Genomic DNA, 15,093 nt, shown 5'->3' on the forward strand with positions numbered 1-15,093 from the left:
CCCACTGACTTTCCTTGCCGCTACGGCCCCAGCGGATGGGGGGCCGCCGCTGCGAAGTGGAGGGTTCGCGTCGAGATGGCCCCTGCGATATGTTCGTCATGGGTCACCAGCACCAAAGCGGCCCCGGTTTCCTGCACCGCATCGAGCAGCACTTTCAGCGACTCGTGTTGGGTGATCGGGTCCAGCCGTGACGTGGGCTCGTCGGCAAACAGCAAGGCCGGCTGGGCCACCAGCACCCGCGCCAGCGCAATGCGCTGCAACTCGCCGCCGGACACCTGCTCTGGCTTGCGTGCCAACAAATCCTCGGGCACACGCAGCTGCGCCAGGCGCTGCTGCACCGCCTTCCAGTCGCAGCGGTGCAGCCGGGCGGCATCGCGCAGCGACTGGGCCAGGCTGATGTGCGGCGCAAAGGAGCTGACAGGGTCCTGGTAGAGCTTTTGAAACGCGTGGGGGCGCAGCTGCGCGCTGCGCTCCACATGGCCGGTGTCGGGGGAGATCAGGCCCAGCAGCACATTGCCCAGCGTGCTTTTGCCTGTGCCGCTGGGGCCCTGCACGGCGATGCGTTCGCAGTTGCGGATACTCAGATCCATGGGCGCAAAAAGCTTCTGCGCGCCATAGGCCTTGGAGATGCCGCACGCCTTCACCACGGGCTCGCCGATCAGGGGCGGCGCGAACGGCAGCCAGCGGGCGGGGTCGGCATCCATCAGCTGGCGGGTAAAGGCGTGCTGCGGCGCTGCCGCCACGGTGTGGACATCGCCTTGCTCCACCGCTTGCCCGTGGCGCAGCACAATGACTTGGCCGCCCAGCGCCTGCGCCACCTGCATGTCGTGGGTGATGGTGAGCAGGCAGCCGCCCGCCTTCAGCACGCCCTGGAACAGCGCCACCATGCGGCCGCGCCAATGCGCGTCCAGCCCTTTGGTGGGCTCGTCCACCATCAGCACCGGCGCGCCCCCGGCCAGGGTGATGGCGGCCACGGCGCGCTGGGCCATGCCGCCCGACAGTTGCCAGGGATAGTGGCTGCCCGCGCCGCCCAGACCCGCAGCGCCAAGCACCTGTTCGGCCTTGGCGCTGGCGGCGCTGGGGGACTGCTGGTGCAGCAGGCGGTACACCTCGGCCAGCTGCGGTGCCACGCGGGCCAGCGGGTTGAGCGCCAGCGAGGGCTCCTGCGGCAGCAGCGCCAGCTTGCGGCCCCACAGGGCGCGGCGCGCGGCGGCGTCCTGGGCGCGGGTGGTGGTGCCATCCAGCGTGATCTGGCCCGTGGCCTGCAGCGCAGGCGGCAGGTTGCCCATGATGGCCTGGGCCAGCAACGACTTGCCCGCGCCGCTTTCACCCACCAGCGTGAGCGCCTCGCCCGGCCGCAGGCTGAAGCCGATGTCGCGCAGCAGCCGCTTGCCGCCGACCTGGATGCCCAGCCCCTCCACGACCAGCAGGGCGTCGGATTTCAAAGGCGTGGTCATGCGGTCTCCCGGTCGGGGTTGAGCAGCATCATCGCGGCCACCAACCACACCAGCAGGGCGGTGGGGGCGGCAATGAGCCACGGGGCTTCTTCGTAGTAGGGCATGGCCTCGGTCATCATCAGGCCCAGCTCGGGCGTGGGCGGCTGCATGCCCACACCCACAAAACCCAGCGCGGCCAGCGCCAGCACGGCTTGCGATGTGGTGAAGGCCAGCAGCGTGCCCAGCGTGGGTGCCAGCGCGGGCAGCAGGTGGCGGCGCAGCACATAGCCGCGCCCAAAACCCAGCAGGCGCGATGCCTGCACCGCGTCGCCCGCCAGCACGGGCCGGGCCACCGCGCGGCTCACGCGGAAGTATTCCACCCACAGCGCAGCCGACAGGCCCGCATACAGCGCCCACAGCGCTCCAGGCGCCAGGGCCGCGATCAGCAGCACCAGCAGCAGGCCGGGGATGGCGAGCACCGAGTCCGACAGCACGAGCAGCGCCCGCTCGGTGCGCCCACCGCGCCACGCGGCGGCAATGCCCAGCAGCGTGCCGGGCACTGCTGCGCTCACGGCCGCCAGCAGCGCCATGCCCAGCGACAGCTGCGCCGCATGCGCCAGCCGCGCCAGTGCCGAGCGGCCCAGCACATCGGTGCCCAGCCAGTGCTGGGTGCTGGGGGGCGCCAGGGTGTTGCGCAGGTCTTGCACCACCGGGCTGGCGCCCACCAGCCAGGGGCCGAGCAGGGCAAACAGCGCCAGCAGGCCGAGCAAGGTAATGCCCAGCACGGTGCGAACAGGCCAGCGGAAAGGACGCGGGGGGACAGAAGGCTCTGCCTCAGCGCCCCCGTGGAACTGGCTTTGCCAGGCCACCGGGGTGCGTCCCCCCTCTTGGGGGATGGCGCGCAGCGACTCAGGGGGGCTGCTCATTTCGCCACCTTCTGGGTATGCCGGGGGTCCAGCGCCAAACACGCTGTATCCACCAACAAGTTAAAGACTACAAACAGCACACCCATGCACAACGCCGTGCCCTGCACCACCGGGATGTCGCGCCCGAACACGGCGTGCACCAGCGCGTGGCCGATACCGGGCCAGGCAAACAGCGTCTCCACCACCAGCGCGCCTTCCACCAAGAACAGCGCCTGTACGCCCAGGTAGGCCGTCACCGGCACGGCGGCATTGCGCAGGCCGTGGCGCACCAGTGCCTGCCAGTCGCTCAGGCCCTTGGTGCGCGCAAACTCAAAAAAGGGCGACACCACCACCTCCAGCATCGCAGCGCGGGTCACGCGCGCCAGCCCGGCGGCCAGGCCCAGCCCCAGCGTGAGCGCGGGTAGCACCAGGCTGGCCTGGCTCTCGTCACCGCCCGCAGGCAAAAAGCCCCACTGCACCGCCACCAGCAGGATGAGCAGCACCGACAGCAAAAACGGCGGCAGCGCGCGCAGCACCACGGCCATCAGCCAGCTGGCCTTGTCCACCCAGCCCTGGGGCCGCAGCCCGGCCCACACGCCCAGCGGCACACCCACGGCAAAGGCAACGGCCAGCGCGGCGGCCGACAGGCGCAGCGTGGCGCCCAGGTGGTGCGCCACCTCGTGCCACACCGAGCGCTGCGACACCAGCGACTGCCCCAGGTTGAAGGTGGCCATGTCGCGCCACCAGTGCAGCAGCGCCAGCCAGCCGGGGCGGTCCAGCCCCAGCTCCGCACGCACCGCGTCGGCGGCGGCGTTGCTCACCAGGTCATAGCCATAGCGGCCCGCCGCCACGCGCATGGCCAGGTCGCCCGGCAGGGCACGCACCATCAAAAAGCACAGCGTGCCGATCAGCAGCGACACGGCCAGCACCTGCACCAGCCTGCGGCCGAGCAGGGCGGCCCAGGGTTTTGACATCAAGGGGTTCATGGGTTGTTCCACTCCATGCTGGTCAGGCGGTAAGAACGCTCCAGCGGGTCCAGCGTGACGCCCGCCAGCCGGGGGGCCACGGCCACATGCTGGCGGTACCACGCCACGGGGATCACGGGCAGCTCCGCTTGCAGGGTGTGCGTGATGGTTTGCCGCAGCGCGCGCGTGCGCTCGGGCGGCGTCTGGGTGCGCGTCAGCTCTTGCAGGGCCTGCACCACGGTGTCGCTGTGCCAGCCCATGGCGCCCCAGTCGCCGCCCTGGGCGGCAAAGTCGCCCGCCAGCGTGCCTGTGGGGTCGGGCACGTTGGCGTAGTTGCGTGCCGCCAGCGCCAGTTGCAGGCTGCCGTCGCGGTGGCCCCGGGGCACGTCGCCCGAGTTGCCGATGCTCACCTTCACCGCCATGCCCGCCAGCCGCCACTGCTCCTGCAAGGCGGTGGCAATCAGCGGCAGCTCGGGCCGGTCCACAAAGGTGCGGATCACCAGGTGCAGCGGCTGGCCCTGTGCATCGCGCAGGCCGTCGCTGTGGCGCTGCCAGCCAGCGGCCAGCAGCAGGCGCGCGGCGGCTTCGGGGTCATGCTGCAGCGGGGGCAGGTGCGGGTTGTGCCACGCGCCCAGCGTGGGCGGCAGCAGCTGCGTGGCGGCCAGCGCCTCGTCGCCCATCAGCGCCAGCGCAATGCCCGCGCGGTCGATGGCCAGGCTCAGCGCCTGGCGCACGCGCACATCGCGCAGCGCGGGCAGGCCCGCATTGAGCTTGACGATGACGGTGCGCGGCAACGTGACCGATGCAATGCGCACTGCGGTGCGGCGCGCCAGAGCAGGGTTTTGGGCATGGCGCTGCAGCCGCCGCAGGCTGGCCGGGTCCAGCCCATAGGCCAGGTCGGCCTGACCACTCTCCGCCATCAGCGCGCGGGTTTCGGCGCGGCTGGCAGCCAGGTAGCGCACGGCGGCAATCGCGGGGCGCGGGCCGTCGTAGGCATCAAACACCACCATCTCGACCTGCTGCGGCGGCACCAGCACCGCAATGCGGTAGGGGCCGCTGCCAATGACGCTGCGCACCTTGCCGTCAGCCCCATAGCTGGCCGGGGCCAGCACCATGGTGCTGGAATGCGCCAGCAGCGCGGGCAGGGCGGTGTGGGGGCGTTGCAGGCGGATGAGCACCGTGCCCTCGTCGGGCGCGGTGATGGACTCAACGGGCGCCTGGCTCAGCAGTGCGGGCGCCACCTGCGCGGCCTGCAGGCTGCGCACCACGGCGGCAGCCGTCACAGGTGTGCCGTCATGAAAACGTGCCCCGGCCCGCAGCTCAAACTGCCACACCAGCCCGTCCGCCGACCGGCGCCAGCGCTGCGCCAGCGCGGGCCGTGGCTGGCCGTCGTCTGCAGCATCCAGCAGGGTTTCGGTGACCTGCAGGCGCGTGAACACATAGCCACTGCTGGCGGGCGCCAGGCCGCTGATCTCCCACGGGCCGACGATTTGCAGCGGTGCGGGGGTGGAGGCGGGTGGCGTGCCCTGCGCCCAGGCCGCAGGCAGGGTGCCCGCCGCCAGCGCGGCCACGGGGGCCTGCAAGGCACGGCGGCGGGTCAGGGGTTTGGGGGCGGAGGAGTGTGTTGTCATGCAGGTCACCGACACCACTCAAAACTTGGCTTGCAGGCCCACCGTAACGGTGCGCGCGGCCCCCGGCGCCACCCACACGCGGCTGTACGAGCTGGTGTAGTGCACCTTGTCAAACACGTTGTCCACATCCAGCGACAGGTTCAGCGTGGGGCTCAGGCGCCAGTACGCCATCAGCTTGGCCGTGGTGTAGCTGGGCAGCTCAAACGCGGCGGCGCCTGCATTGGCCTCGGCTTGCGTTCGGGCCTGGCCCAGGCGTTTGCCCATGTGGGTCACGCCGCCGCCCACGCCGTAGCGCTGGCCGTTGGCCAACTGGTTTTCGTACACCGCCAGCACGCTGCCGTTGATGCGCGGCACGTTCAGCAGGCGGCCGCCCACCTCCAGCGTGTTGTCGCGGGTCACCTCCACGTCGTTGAAAACCAGGCTCGCATTCACGCGCCAGTGGGTGCTCAGGCGGCCCGCCAGGTCCAGCTCCAGGCCCCGGCTGCGCACTTCGCCCGCCGCGGCTGAAAAGCCTGCGTTCAGCGGGTCGCTGGTCAGCACATTGCGCTTGGTGATGTCGAACAGCGCGGCAGTGGCGCCCAGGCGCTGGTCGGCGCTCTCCCACTTGGCGCCCAGCTCCAGCGCACGGGATTTTTCGGGATCAAAGCCATTGCCCGCCACATTGCTGCCCGTGTTGGGGCGGAACGAACTGCCTGCGTTGGCATACACCGTCCACCCCGGCGTGGGCAGCCAGCTCACGCCCAGGCGCGGCGATACGGCCGAGGGGCTTTGTGCCGTGGTGCGGTTGGTGATGCGGTTTTGCAGGCTCTGGTCGTAGTTGTCGGCCCGCAGCCCGGCCATCACGCGCCACTGCTCACCCAGCTTCAGGGTGTCTTGCACATACAGCGCGGTGTTGCGCTGCTTCTCCAGCGTATCGGTGTTGCGCCCCGGTGTGGGCTGGGCCTGGCCGTAGACGGGATTGAAGATATCGATGGCATACGGCGCGGCGGCGCTGGGGTTCACCCGCAGCATCACCGAATCCATGCTGAAGCGGTAGCTCTCCACGCCCACCAGCAGCTCATGCTCCAGCCCGCCCGTGCGCAGGGTGCCCTGCAGCTCGGCCTGCACGGCCACGTCATCCGATTGGAAGTCGCGATGGCGGCGCTGGCGCGTCAGCGTGCGGCCATTGGCCTGCAGGGCGGTGGCCTCGGTCGAGAAACCCTCCATCCCCGTCTCGCGGTACGACAGCCCCACGCGGCTGCGCCAGTCGGGGTTCCACTCGTGCGACAGCACCAGCTGGTGCGTCTGGTTGGTCACCGTCACATCGCCATCGGCAGGCTCGCCCAAAAAGCGGCTGGCGGGCACCGCGCCCAGGCGGTTGTTGACAGCCACCACGCCCCGGTCCAGCGGCGTGGCGTGGCGCAAAAATTCAGCCGTGTACTCCAGCACCGTGTCGGGCGAGAGCTTCCAGGTCAACGCCGGTGCCACCACCTGCCGCTGCGCGCGCACATGGTCGCGAAAGCTGCCCTTGTCCTCCACCGCCACATTCAGGCGGTAGGCCAGCCGGTCGTTGATGGGGCCGGTGGTGTCCAGCGCCGCCCGGCCTAGGCCGTAGCTGCCCGCGTAGGCCTCCACCGAATGGGCGGCCTTCCACAGCGGCTTCTTGCTCACGATGTTGAGCGTGCCGCCGGGCTCGCTGCTGCCATACAGCGCGGCGGCGGGGCCCTTGAGGAACTCCACCCGCTCCACGCCCGCCAGATCGCGCGGCGCATTGAAACCCCGGTTGGACGAAAACCCGTTGAGCAGCGTCGCCATGCCCGTGTTCTCGTTGCCCGGCAGGCCCCGGATGGCGATGTTGTCCCACAGCCCGCCAAAGTTGTTCTGGCGCGAGACCCCGCCCACATAGTCCAGCACATCATCCAGCCGCGTAGCGCCCAGGTCGTCCAGCGTCTGGCGCGACATCACCCGCACGGATTGCGGCAGCTCGCGCAGCGGCAGGCTGGTCTTGGCGCCCTCCGCTTCGTCGGCGTAGTAGGTGCCAGAGGCACTGCGGCCCACCACGTCCACGGCAGACAGGGTGGGTGGGGTGACCACATCGCCGTCTGCGGCCCAGGCGGGGTGCAGGGATGCCAGAAACGCGGCAGCCGCCATGGCCGTCAAGGTGGGGCGTGGCAGGGCGGCAGGGCGTGAAGAAGAAACAGAAGCAGAGGAAGAACGCATGGCAAACCAGTCCAAAAGCGGTAAATGCAAAAGCCAGGAGCAACGCGGCTCACACCCGCCTGGGAGTTGGCAGGCGCACATGGCCGCGTGCCCGCACCCACCCAAAGGGGGTGAATGCAAGGGCAAAAACGAAAAGGGGATGCGCTATGGAGCGCAGGCTGGCTGGGGCCCGACGCGTGTCAGGCCCGCTGGGCTGGCGGAGGATCGCGTGCTGCAAACGGCCAGCGCACCTGCTGGGCCGTGAAGGGGTCTGCGCTGTGCGGCGCGATGGCGCCGGGTTCTGCGGGGACTTGCGGTGGGCGAGCCGGTGCATGCGCCAGCCCCGCCTCCAGCGCGTGGGTCAGGCACCAGGCGCAGGGGGTGTGTGTCTCTTCGCTGTGATCGTCGCTGGCTGTGGAGCTGGTTGCCAATGCATCCACATCGCCTGCGGTTGCCGAGGCTGTGGCGCTGCGCACCAGCTCCTGAATGTGCCGCGCCTCATGCAAGGGCGCACCCGCCAGCGCGTTGAACAACGCCACCAGCAGAAGCACGATGTGGAAAGGCAGGGCGGGGATGGTGCGGCGCAGCATGAGGGATGCGAATCATACTCAACTGCGGAGGTGAGGCAGGCGAGTCGGAAGTGAGTTGGAATAGCTGCCACTCGACAGTGCGCGAAAACTGCTTGTTTGTTTGCCTAGTCAGCGCTGTAGTCGTTGCTGCACGTCAAGTAGCGCCTCGCGAAACAGTGACGATGGCTGTTCGCCTTCTGTCTTTTTTATTAAATGTTCGATGATCGGTAGAGACATTGATTTGTACTCAGGAAATTCTGCTAATTGATAAGTGGCGATAGCTTGTTGAACTGCGGTAAGCACTTGGCCTCTTTCATCTCGCCCGGCGAACCAAATAAATATTTGCCGAAACTGCTCAAATCGTTTGTTTTTTGCTTCGAGCTTTCTCGCGTCTTAATATTTCCATGCACCAAAGAGGAAGGCGATAACGCTTCCGAGCGCAGTAAGGGGTGCAAGAAAATCTATGATGCTAATGTTCGACATATTTAATGCCTCTTCGCGTCATGCGTTATTTTCCAGAGAAAGTAGTGCTTGAATTCCTTCAGTTGGCTGTTTTCTTTTAGTTCATCTACTTTGTCTGAAACCATTTTTATGCCGCTCGCAGCGAGCCCGGACACTAGAGCAAGTTCAGGGGCGCCAAAGCAAGCTGCGGCGTTGAGTCCAACCAACCCAACCAACATTCCTTTTTTGCGCAACGACGAGAGAGCAGAAATCCTCTTGAAGGTCTTCTCTACATCACTTACGCCAGCATCGATGAGGTTGCGTTGAACATTTCTCACTTCGGCGGAAAATTGCTCTGTACCCACAGATGATTTAACGGTGTCAAGGGAGTTCAGCATAAGACGACTAAATGCCTCAAACTCATCGTGGTAGTCCTGTTTTACCTGTTGTAGAGTATTAATATCTAGTCCGTCCAGGTATGGAAATTTTAAAGAGAAGAGAACTTCAAGTTGTTGTCTATTTAGCCAGTCCGCGGAGTGATGGAAGCAGGGCGAGGTATTGAAGTACGCCGATAGGTCAACTTGCTGACGAATAAACTCCTGCTCCATTGCTAAAGAGGGGATGAATGGCGCGTACACGAGTTGGCCAGACTCCAGAAGTGATCGACCTGACCCGGATATCCATTGCACGATCTCTTTAGGAGTTCCTGTATGCATACTCATTGCATAGGCAGCATGTAGACCGCTCTTCAGGGTTTTGGAAGTCGAACTCCAGTACGGCGCAGGGCTCAACATGGTGAGGGGTGACGGGCGTAATTTCTCTAGTTGAGGAAGGACTTCATCGATGTAGCCTGGCTTGTAGTTCGAGGTCGGTGCTAAGTGCTCCGGTTCCATACGGGCAAGGTCGTGGGGGGCTCTGGTGACAGCCCACGCAAGACGATAGTGTCGGCAAGCAGAAACAGCTTTTGCGACATCTGTTCAAGCGCACGAGTGCTCGGGGCATCAACGATGAGCTTCAGCCCAGGCTGTGCAGTGAGAGCTGCTGAAAGCGCTGGGGTATTGGCGCGGTACCAGAAATTCAATAACGGGCCGAAATCCTCAGAGTCTTCTTGACTTGTGAAGTCAAACAAATCGCGCTGAATTCGAGACAAAAGCATTGCTTCCACCAAACTTTCGAACTTGTTACCCCGCGTAATGTAGTCCCGCGAGGTTGCGTAGCCCACTGGAAAGATTCCCTGTTTTCGAGCCGGTAGTGAACCGTTTTCTCAACTCAACATAGCCCAAGAAAAAACGCCAGCGTCAGCTGGCGTTTTTTGTAGTGAAGGAGTGCTTAGTCAGCTCTTTTGCACCATCTTAATGATGCTGGAAAAATCCAGCGCCCCATGCCCCGCCAAGCTATGCGCCGCATATAGATTCCGCGCCATGCCCCCCAGCGGCGTGGCCGCCTTCACCGCCATCGCGTTCTCTTGCGCCAGGCCCAGGTCCTTGAGCATCAGGTCGGTGCCAAAGCCCCCCGCGTAGCCCTTGCTGGCGGGTGCGGTTTCCATCACGCCGGGGAAGGGGTTGTACTTCTCCAGCGCCCAGTTGCCGCCCGAGCTGCGGCGCATGATTTCGCTGAGCACCTTGGGGTCCAGCCCGTTGGCCACGCCTAGGGCAATGGCTTCACTGGTGCCGGCCATCAAGATGCCCAGCAGCATGTTGTTGCAGATCTTGGCCGTCTGGCCTGCGCCCACGCTGCCCGCGTGGAAGATGTTGGCGCCCATTTTTTCGAGTACGGGGCGGGCGCGTTCCAGGTCGGCGGCGTCGCCGCCCACCATGAAGGTCAGCGTGCCAGCAATGGCGCCGCCGGTGCCGCCCGAGACGGGGGCGTCGATGAACGCAACGCCCTTGGCCTTGGCGGCGTCGGCCACCTTGCGGGAGGTGGCGGCTGCGATGGTTGAGCAGTCAATGATCAGTGTGCCCGCAGGCAGCTGGGCCAGCAGCTCGCCCGCGCCGAGGAACAGGCCTTCCACATGCTGGCTGGCGGGCAGCATGCTGATGACGACTTCGGCGCCTGCGACTGCTGTCTTGGCGTCGGCGGCGATGGGCACGCCGTCTGCGGCCAGCTTGTCGCGGGCGGGTTGCGAGAGGTCGAACGCGCGCACTTCGTGGCCTGCCTTGTGCAGGTTGTGTGCCATGGGGCCGCCCATGTTGCCGAGGCCGATGAATGCGATTTTCATGGTGTGTTGCTCCTGGATGTCGTTGTGATGTTGAAAGGGATTGGGTGCGGATTTGGTATGAATTTGATAGCTGGTAGCGCTTATCCATCAAGCGCTAGCAGCCAAAATGACTTGAAGTCTAGGGGCTGATGTCTGCCCCACGGCCGACCAGCTCGGCGCGCAGCACCGAGCGGTGGCAGCGGGCTTCATCCTCACAGTAGCAGCCCAGCGACATGGCGCTGTGGTGCGACAGCGCGGCCAGCAAATCGAGCGTGCGGCTGGCCTCGGGCTGGGCCAGTTCTTTGCGGAACTGTTTGGCGAAGACCTCCCACGCCTTGTCGCCTTCTTGGCCGCCGGGCACCTGCTGGCCCTGGGCCATGAGGTCGGCGCTGGGGGAGAGCAGGGGGTACCACACGTCGTAGTAGTCGCGGCTCGCAAACTCGGCCTTGGGCACGCCACGCGGCGGGCGGCGCACGGTGCCGATGCGGGTGCCTTCCCCGGCGGCGCGCGGGGTGCCAAGGCGGACGATGCGTAGGGGCATGGTGGTGGGCTCCGGGGTGTGGGTTGGGCGGGCGGTGGGTGGCGGTGGTTCGAGGCAGGCTGCTCAGTCGTCGGCTTCGAAGATGCTGTGCTTCTTGGCGGCGGCTTTTGTCTCCGGCTTGGTGCCGGTGCTGGCGGGTGCTTTCTTCGCTGCAGCCGGGGTGTTGGCTGTTTTCTTCTTGCGCGGAGAGGCCTTGGCCAGTGGGTTGTAAGCCAGGGCTTCTTCGACCCAGTAGTTCCACTGCGCGCGCGTGGCGTAGCCGTTGGACTCCACCCAGAAGTAGCCCTGCATGCCGCCGCCGGGCGATAGTTCGCGGGTGTTCTGCATCTCTTGCAGTTCGCCGTGGCGCTCGGGTGGCAGGCGCACCAGCAGCTCTTCACCTTTGACGCCAATGCACAACTTGCCGTCCACAAAGAAGCAGTAGCAGCCGAACATGGTCCGTTCTTCCACGTCGCTGCGGTGCGCGAGCGCCGTGCGCACAGCGTCGATCAGGTGCAGCGTTTCGTCGGAGAGGGGGCGGGCGGGCATGGGTTCTGATTCAAATGTGCTGCTACCGCCCGTTGGGTAAGCGCTAGCAGCTATGAAAACAGGAGTAAGCGCTCAGCGAATCACCTCCGTCGCATCCCCATCCAGCATGCGCCGCGCAATGATCACCCGCATGATTTCGTTGGTGCCTTCCAGGATCTGGTGCACGCGCGCGTCGCGCAGCAGGCGCTCCAGCGGGTATTCGCGGATGTAGCCGTAGCCGCCGTGCAACTGCAGGGCGTCGTTGATGACGGTGAAGCCTGCGTCGGTGGCAAAGCGCTTGGCCATGGCGCAGTAGGTGGATGCGTCACGCGCACCGGCGTCGAGCTTGCTGGCGGCCAGGCGCACCATCTGGCGGGCGGCGACCAGCTCGGTGGCCATGTCGGCCAGCTTGAACTGTAGGGCCTGGAAGCTGGCGATGGGTTTGCCGAACTGCTTGCGGTCTTGCATGTACTGCTGGGCAGCGTTGAGCGCGCCTTGCGCCGCACCCACGGAGCAGGTGGCGATGTTGATGCGGCCGCCGTCCAGGCCCTTCATCGCGATCTTGAAGCCTTCGCCCTCGCGGCCCAGCAGGTGGTCGGCGGGGATGCGCACGTTGTCGAAGCTGATGGTGCGCGTGGGCTGGCTGTTCCAGCCCATCTTCTGTTCCTTCTTGCCGTAGCTGATGCCGGGCGCATCGGCGGGCACGGCAAAGGCGCTGATGCCGCTGGCGCCGGATTGCGCATCGCCGGTGCGGGCCATGAGCACCAGCACGTCGGTGCTGCCTGCGCCGCTGATGAAGGCCTTGGCGCCGTTGATGACGTATTCGTTGCCGACCAGCTTGGCGCGGGTCTTGAGCGAGGCGGCGTCGGAGCCTGCGCCGGGCTCGGTGAGGCAGTAGGACGCGAGCTTTTCGCCCGTGGTCAGCAGCGGGCCCCAGTGGTCGCGCACGGCGGGCGTGGCCCAGGTGCCCAGCATCCAGGTGGCCATGTTGTGGATGGTGATGAAGGCGGTGGTGCTGGGGTCCACAGCCGCCATTTCTTCAAAGACCAGCGTGGCGTCCAGCCGGGGCAGGGCGAGGCCACCGGCGGCTTCGGGCGCGTACAGGCCACAAAAGCCCAGCTCGCCCGCCTTGGCGATGGCTTCCTTGGGGAAGATACCTTCAGCGTCCCACAACGCCGCGTGGGGCGCGAACTCGGCTTGCGCAAAGTCGCGGGCCGTCTGGGCAAAGGCGCGTTGTTCTTCGGTGAGTTCAAAGTCCATGGTGTTCTGTCTCGTCGTCGGTTCTTGTTGTTCTGGTGGCCTTGCTCAGGGCTTGGCGGACGGGTGGTCCAGCGTAAGCCAGCGCATCAGGCCCTTGCGGCGGGCCTCGGTCTCCGTCGTCAAACACGCGTGGTACAGGCGCGGCCACTGGGGCTGCGACTCGGCACTGCGCGTGGCCTGCTTGCAGCGCGTGGTGCGTTCGCGCTGCCAGGCGGTGTGCTCCTGGCGCAACTGGGGCCGCTCGTGGGCCGACAGGGCGCGCATCACGTCGCCGTAGAGGATAGCGATCTCGGTGTCTGCCGCCTGGAAGGCCTGCACCGCGCAGGCGTTGGTTTCTTCCACCGTGCCGCCGGGTTTGCAGGCAGCACCGGCCTGTGCGTGGGCATCGGCACCCATCAGCATCGCGCAAGCAGCACCGAAGACCATGGCCCATCCCCGCATCGTTGTCAGATCAATTTGCATGCCCCGCTTTTACCACCGCGCGCAGTCGTTGAAACCGGCGCGGCCCAGGCCAGTGCCACCGTGCAAGGGCCGCCATCTCACGGTTCAGGCACGGGTGGCGTCCCCCTTCCCGCGCAAAGCGCGAGAGAAGGGGGAAGGCGCGCAGCGCCTCAGGGGGATGTCACTTCAAGCTAATCGTTGTGTTCACACCATGCGACGTGGTGCTGTCATCAAACCAGCGGGCCGTCACCGTCTTGGTCTGCGTGTAGAACATGACGACCTGCTTGCCGTAAGGGCCCAGGTCGCCCAGTTTGGACGCGCGCGAACCCGTGAACGAGAACAACGGCACTGGCACGGGGATTGGCACGTTGATGCCGACCTGGCCCACATCGATCTCCTCCTGGAACTTGCGTGCAGCCGCACCCGACTGGGTGAAGATGGCGGTGCCGTTGCCATTCGGGTTGCTGTTGATGAACTCGATGGCTTCATCGATGTCGGCGGCGGGCACCAGGGCCAGCACGGGGCCAAAGATTTCCTGGTCGTAGATGGCCATGCCGGGCTTCACGTTCGAGAAAATCGTCGGGCCCACGAAGTTGCCCTTTTCATAGCCGGGCACCGTGGGCTTGCGGCCGTCCAGCTCCAGCGTGGCGCCGTCGGCAATGCCGCGTTCGATCAGGCTTTCCACACGCGAGAGCGCCGCACAGGAAACAAGCGGCCCCACGTCCGTGCCCTTTTCGGTACCACCGTTGACCTTGAGCGTCTTGGCCTTGGCCACCAGATCGGGAATCCACTTTTGCGCCTCGCCCACCAGCACCACTACGGGCAGGGCCATGCAGCGCTGGCCGGCCGCGCCAAATGCGGCACCGGCGATGGCGTTGAGCGACTGTTCCTTGTTCGCGTCGGGCAGGATGATGGCGTGGTTCTTGGCGCCCATCATGCATTGCGCACGCTTGCCGGCCAGGGTGGCGCGGTTGTACACATGGGTGCCCACCTTGGTGGAACCCACGAAGGAGACTGCCTTGATGTCCTTGTGGTCGCAGATCGCGTTGACGGCCATTTCGCCGCCGTGGATCACGTTGAGCACGCCGGGTGGAATGCCGGCTTCGAGCGCCAGTTCGACCAGGCGCATGGTCACCATGGGGTCCTGCTCGGAGGGCTTGAGCACGAAGGTATTGCCCGTTGCAATCGCCATGGGGAACATCCACAGCGGGATCATGGCCGGGAAGTTGAAAGGGGTGATGCCCGCGCACACGCCCAGCGGCTGCAGCAGGGTGTAGGTATCGACGCCACCGGCCACGTTGTTGGCCAGCTCGCCCAGCTGCAGGTTGCCGATGCTGGCAGCGTGTTCGACCACTTCGAGGCCACGGAACACATCACCTTCGGCGTCCGGCAGGGTCTTGCCTTGTTCTGCCGTGAGGATCGCGGCCAGCTCGGCCATGTTTTCGCGGATGAGCTGCTGGTACTTGAGGAAGATGCGGGCGCGGGTGCCGATGGGCGTCTTCTTCCAGGTCTTGAACGCTTCCTTGGCCGATGCCACGGCGGCATCGATTTCTTCGGCCGTGGCAAAGGGCACGCGGGCCAGCACCTGCTGTGTGGCGGGGTTGACCACGTCGCGCCATTCGGTGGTCTTGGACTCGACGAACTGGCCGCCGATCAGCAGCTTGACGGTGGGGGCCAGTGCGGCCACGTTGGTGGGTGCGTTCATGGGTTTGTCTCCAGGGGGTTGGAAAGGGCCCGCAATGCAGGCCAACCCGTGCATGTTATGCGTGCAAATATGTAATTACAATGCGGCAAAATGCAAGTTCAATGTGCTTTTATGCACATTCGAACGATGGTCGTCTTGACTGCGGCATACCCGGCGGGGCGCCATCGCATCCCTGCTGCGGGTAGTGGGGACGGGCACCGCAAAACAAAAAGGGCAAACGCAAGCGTTTGCCCTTTTTTGCACCCGTTCTCGCGGGGCGGTTTCGCTCAGTTTCTGGACGGAAATACGCCTTCCAGGGCAATGATGTAGTTCATGCC

The 15,093-nt window shown here is 65.7% G+C and carries 15 protein-coding genes; all 15 read right to left on the reverse strand.

Features of this window, described 5'->3' with window-relative positions:
• Nucleotides 1-20 precede the first annotated feature (20 nt).
• The 15 genes from ASE39_RS08315 to ASE39_RS08380 all read right to left on the reverse strand — a co-directional run bounded on the left by ASE39_RS08315 (nucleotide 21) and on the right by ASE39_RS08380 (nucleotide 14,776).
• On the reverse strand, nucleotides 21-1,457 hold the full coding sequence (locus ASE39_RS08315; RefSeq protein WP_057270823.1) for an ATP-binding cassette domain-containing protein: 1,437 nt from the start codon (nucleotides 1,455-1,457) through the stop codon (nucleotides 21-23).
• Entirely contained in the window at nucleotides 1,454-2,362 is a 909-nt protein-coding gene (locus tag ASE39_RS08320) for an ABC transporter permease (RefSeq protein ID WP_057270824.1), read from the reverse strand. The genes ASE39_RS08315 and ASE39_RS08320 overlap by 4 nt, the downstream gene beginning before the upstream one ends.
• A complete protein-coding gene (locus tag ASE39_RS08325; protein ID WP_057270825.1) occupies nucleotides 2,359-3,327 on the reverse strand; it encodes an ABC transporter permease in 969 nt (322 codons plus the stop codon). Before ASE39_RS08325 ends, ASE39_RS08320 begins: the two co-directional genes overlap by 4 nt.
• On the reverse strand, nucleotides 3,324-4,937 hold the full coding sequence (locus ASE39_RS08330) for an ABC transporter substrate-binding protein (RefSeq protein ID WP_057270856.1): 1,614 nt from the start codon (nucleotides 4,935-4,937) through the stop codon (nucleotides 3,324-3,326). Before ASE39_RS08330 ends, ASE39_RS08325 begins: the two co-directional genes overlap by 4 nt.
• 18 nt (nucleotides 4,938-4,955) lie before the next feature.
• Complete coding sequence (locus ASE39_RS08335) at nucleotides 4,956-7,136, reverse strand: TonB-dependent receptor (RefSeq protein ID WP_057270857.1); 2,181 nt, start codon at nucleotides 7,134-7,136, stop codon at nucleotides 4,956-4,958.
• Nucleotides 7,137-7,315: 179 nt separating this feature from the next.
• The gene (locus ASE39_RS08340) at nucleotides 7,316-7,705 is read right to left on the reverse strand and encodes a DUF2946 family protein (protein WP_057270826.1); all 390 of its coding nucleotides are present in this window, start codon (nucleotides 7,703-7,705) and stop codon (nucleotides 7,316-7,318) included.
• A gap of 108 nt (nucleotides 7,706-7,813) precedes the next feature.
• Nucleotides 7,814-7,987 (reverse strand): hypothetical protein, encoded by a 174-nt coding sequence (locus ASE39_RS26760; RefSeq protein WP_158004245.1) that lies wholly within the window; start codon nucleotides 7,985-7,987, stop codon nucleotides 7,814-7,816.
• A 182-nt stretch (nucleotides 7,988-8,169) separates the two neighbouring features.
• A complete protein-coding gene (locus ASE39_RS08345; RefSeq protein WP_140426720.1) occupies nucleotides 8,170-9,018 on the reverse strand; it encodes a hypothetical protein in 849 nt (282 codons plus the stop codon).
• A complete protein-coding gene (locus ASE39_RS08350) occupies nucleotides 9,000-9,347 on the reverse strand; it encodes a hypothetical protein (protein WP_057270828.1) in 348 nt (115 codons plus the stop codon). Before ASE39_RS08350 ends, ASE39_RS08345 begins: the two co-directional genes overlap by 19 nt.
• A gap of 111 nt (nucleotides 9,348-9,458) precedes the next feature.
• On the reverse strand, nucleotides 9,459-10,427 hold the full coding sequence (gene mmsB / locus ASE39_RS08355; RefSeq protein ID WP_348981574.1) for a 3-hydroxyisobutyrate dehydrogenase: 969 nt from the start codon (nucleotides 10,425-10,427) through the stop codon (nucleotides 9,459-9,461).
• Between the two features lie 34 nt (nucleotides 10,428-10,461).
• A complete protein-coding gene (locus tag ASE39_RS08360) occupies nucleotides 10,462-10,863 on the reverse strand; it encodes a DUF488 family protein (protein WP_057270830.1) in 402 nt (133 codons plus the stop codon).
• A gap of 63 nt (nucleotides 10,864-10,926) precedes the next feature.
• Nucleotides 10,927-11,391 carry a TfoX/Sxy family protein gene (locus ASE39_RS08365; protein ID WP_057270831.1) on the reverse strand — a complete coding sequence of 155 codons (465 nt, stop codon included), beginning with the start codon at nucleotides 11,389-11,391 and terminating at the stop codon, nucleotides 10,927-10,929.
• Nucleotides 11,392-11,463: 72 nt separating this feature from the next.
• Complete coding sequence (locus ASE39_RS08370) at nucleotides 11,464-12,630, reverse strand: acyl-CoA dehydrogenase family protein (RefSeq protein WP_057270832.1); 1,167 nt, start codon at nucleotides 12,628-12,630, stop codon at nucleotides 11,464-11,466.
• A 45-nt stretch (nucleotides 12,631-12,675) separates the two neighbouring features.
• The gene (locus ASE39_RS08375; RefSeq protein WP_192422230.1) at nucleotides 12,676-13,056 is read right to left on the reverse strand and encodes a lysozyme inhibitor LprI family protein; all 381 of its coding nucleotides are present in this window, start codon (nucleotides 13,054-13,056) and stop codon (nucleotides 12,676-12,678) included.
• A gap of 196 nt (nucleotides 13,057-13,252) precedes the next feature.
• The gene (locus ASE39_RS08380; RefSeq protein WP_057270834.1) at nucleotides 13,253-14,776 is read right to left on the reverse strand and encodes a CoA-acylating methylmalonate-semialdehyde dehydrogenase; all 1,524 of its coding nucleotides are present in this window, start codon (nucleotides 14,774-14,776) and stop codon (nucleotides 13,253-13,255) included.
• Between the last annotated feature and the right edge of the window lie 317 nt (nucleotides 14,777-15,093).

This window comes from Acidovorax sp. Root267 (assembly GCF_001429215.1).
GTDB lineage: Bacteria > Pseudomonadota > Gammaproteobacteria > Burkholderiales > Burkholderiaceae_C > Acidovorax > Acidovorax radicis.

Coding starts and splice junctions, on each gene's coding strand:
- ASE39_RS08315 (WP_057270823.1), bottom strand. CDS start 1,457: ATGACCACGCCTTTGAAATCCGACGCCCTGCTGGTCGTGGAGGGGCTG.
- ASE39_RS08335 (WP_057270857.1), bottom strand. CDS start 7,136: ATGCGTTCTTCCTCTGCTTCTGTTTCTTCTTCACGCCCTGCCGCCCTG.
- ASE39_RS08345 (WP_140426720.1), bottom strand. CDS start 9,018: ATGGAACCGGAGCACTTAGCACCGACCTCGAACTACAAGCCAGGCTAC.
- ASE39_RS08330 (WP_057270856.1), bottom strand. CDS start 4,937: ATGACAACACACTCCTCCGCCCCCAAACCCCTGACCCGCCGCCGTGCC.
- ASE39_RS08380 (WP_057270834.1), bottom strand. CDS start 14,776: ATGAACGCACCCACCAACGTGGCCGCACTGGCCCCCACCGTCAAGCTG.
- ASE39_RS08340 (WP_057270826.1), bottom strand. CDS start 7,705: ATGCTGCGCCGCACCATCCCCGCCCTGCCTTTCCACATCGTGCTTCTG.
- ASE39_RS08320 (WP_057270824.1), bottom strand. CDS start 2,362: ATGAGCAGCCCCCCTGAGTCGCTGCGCGCCATCCCCCAAGAGGGGGGA.
- ASE39_RS08325 (WP_057270825.1), bottom strand. CDS start 3,327: ATGAACCCCTTGATGTCAAAACCCTGGGCCGCCCTGCTCGGCCGCAGG.
- ASE39_RS08370 (WP_057270832.1), bottom strand. CDS start 12,630: ATGGACTTTGAACTCACCGAAGAACAACGCGCCTTTGCCCAGACGGCC.
- ASE39_RS08375 (WP_192422230.1), bottom strand. CDS start 13,056: ATGGTCTTCGGTGCTGCTTGCGCGATGCTGATGGGTGCCGATGCCCAC.
- ASE39_RS08360 (WP_057270830.1), bottom strand. CDS start 10,863: ATGCCCCTACGCATCGTCCGCCTTGGCACCCCGCGCGCCGCCGGGGAA.
- ASE39_RS08365 (WP_057270831.1), bottom strand. CDS start 11,391: ATGCCCGCCCGCCCCCTCTCCGACGAAACGCTGCACCTGATCGACGCT.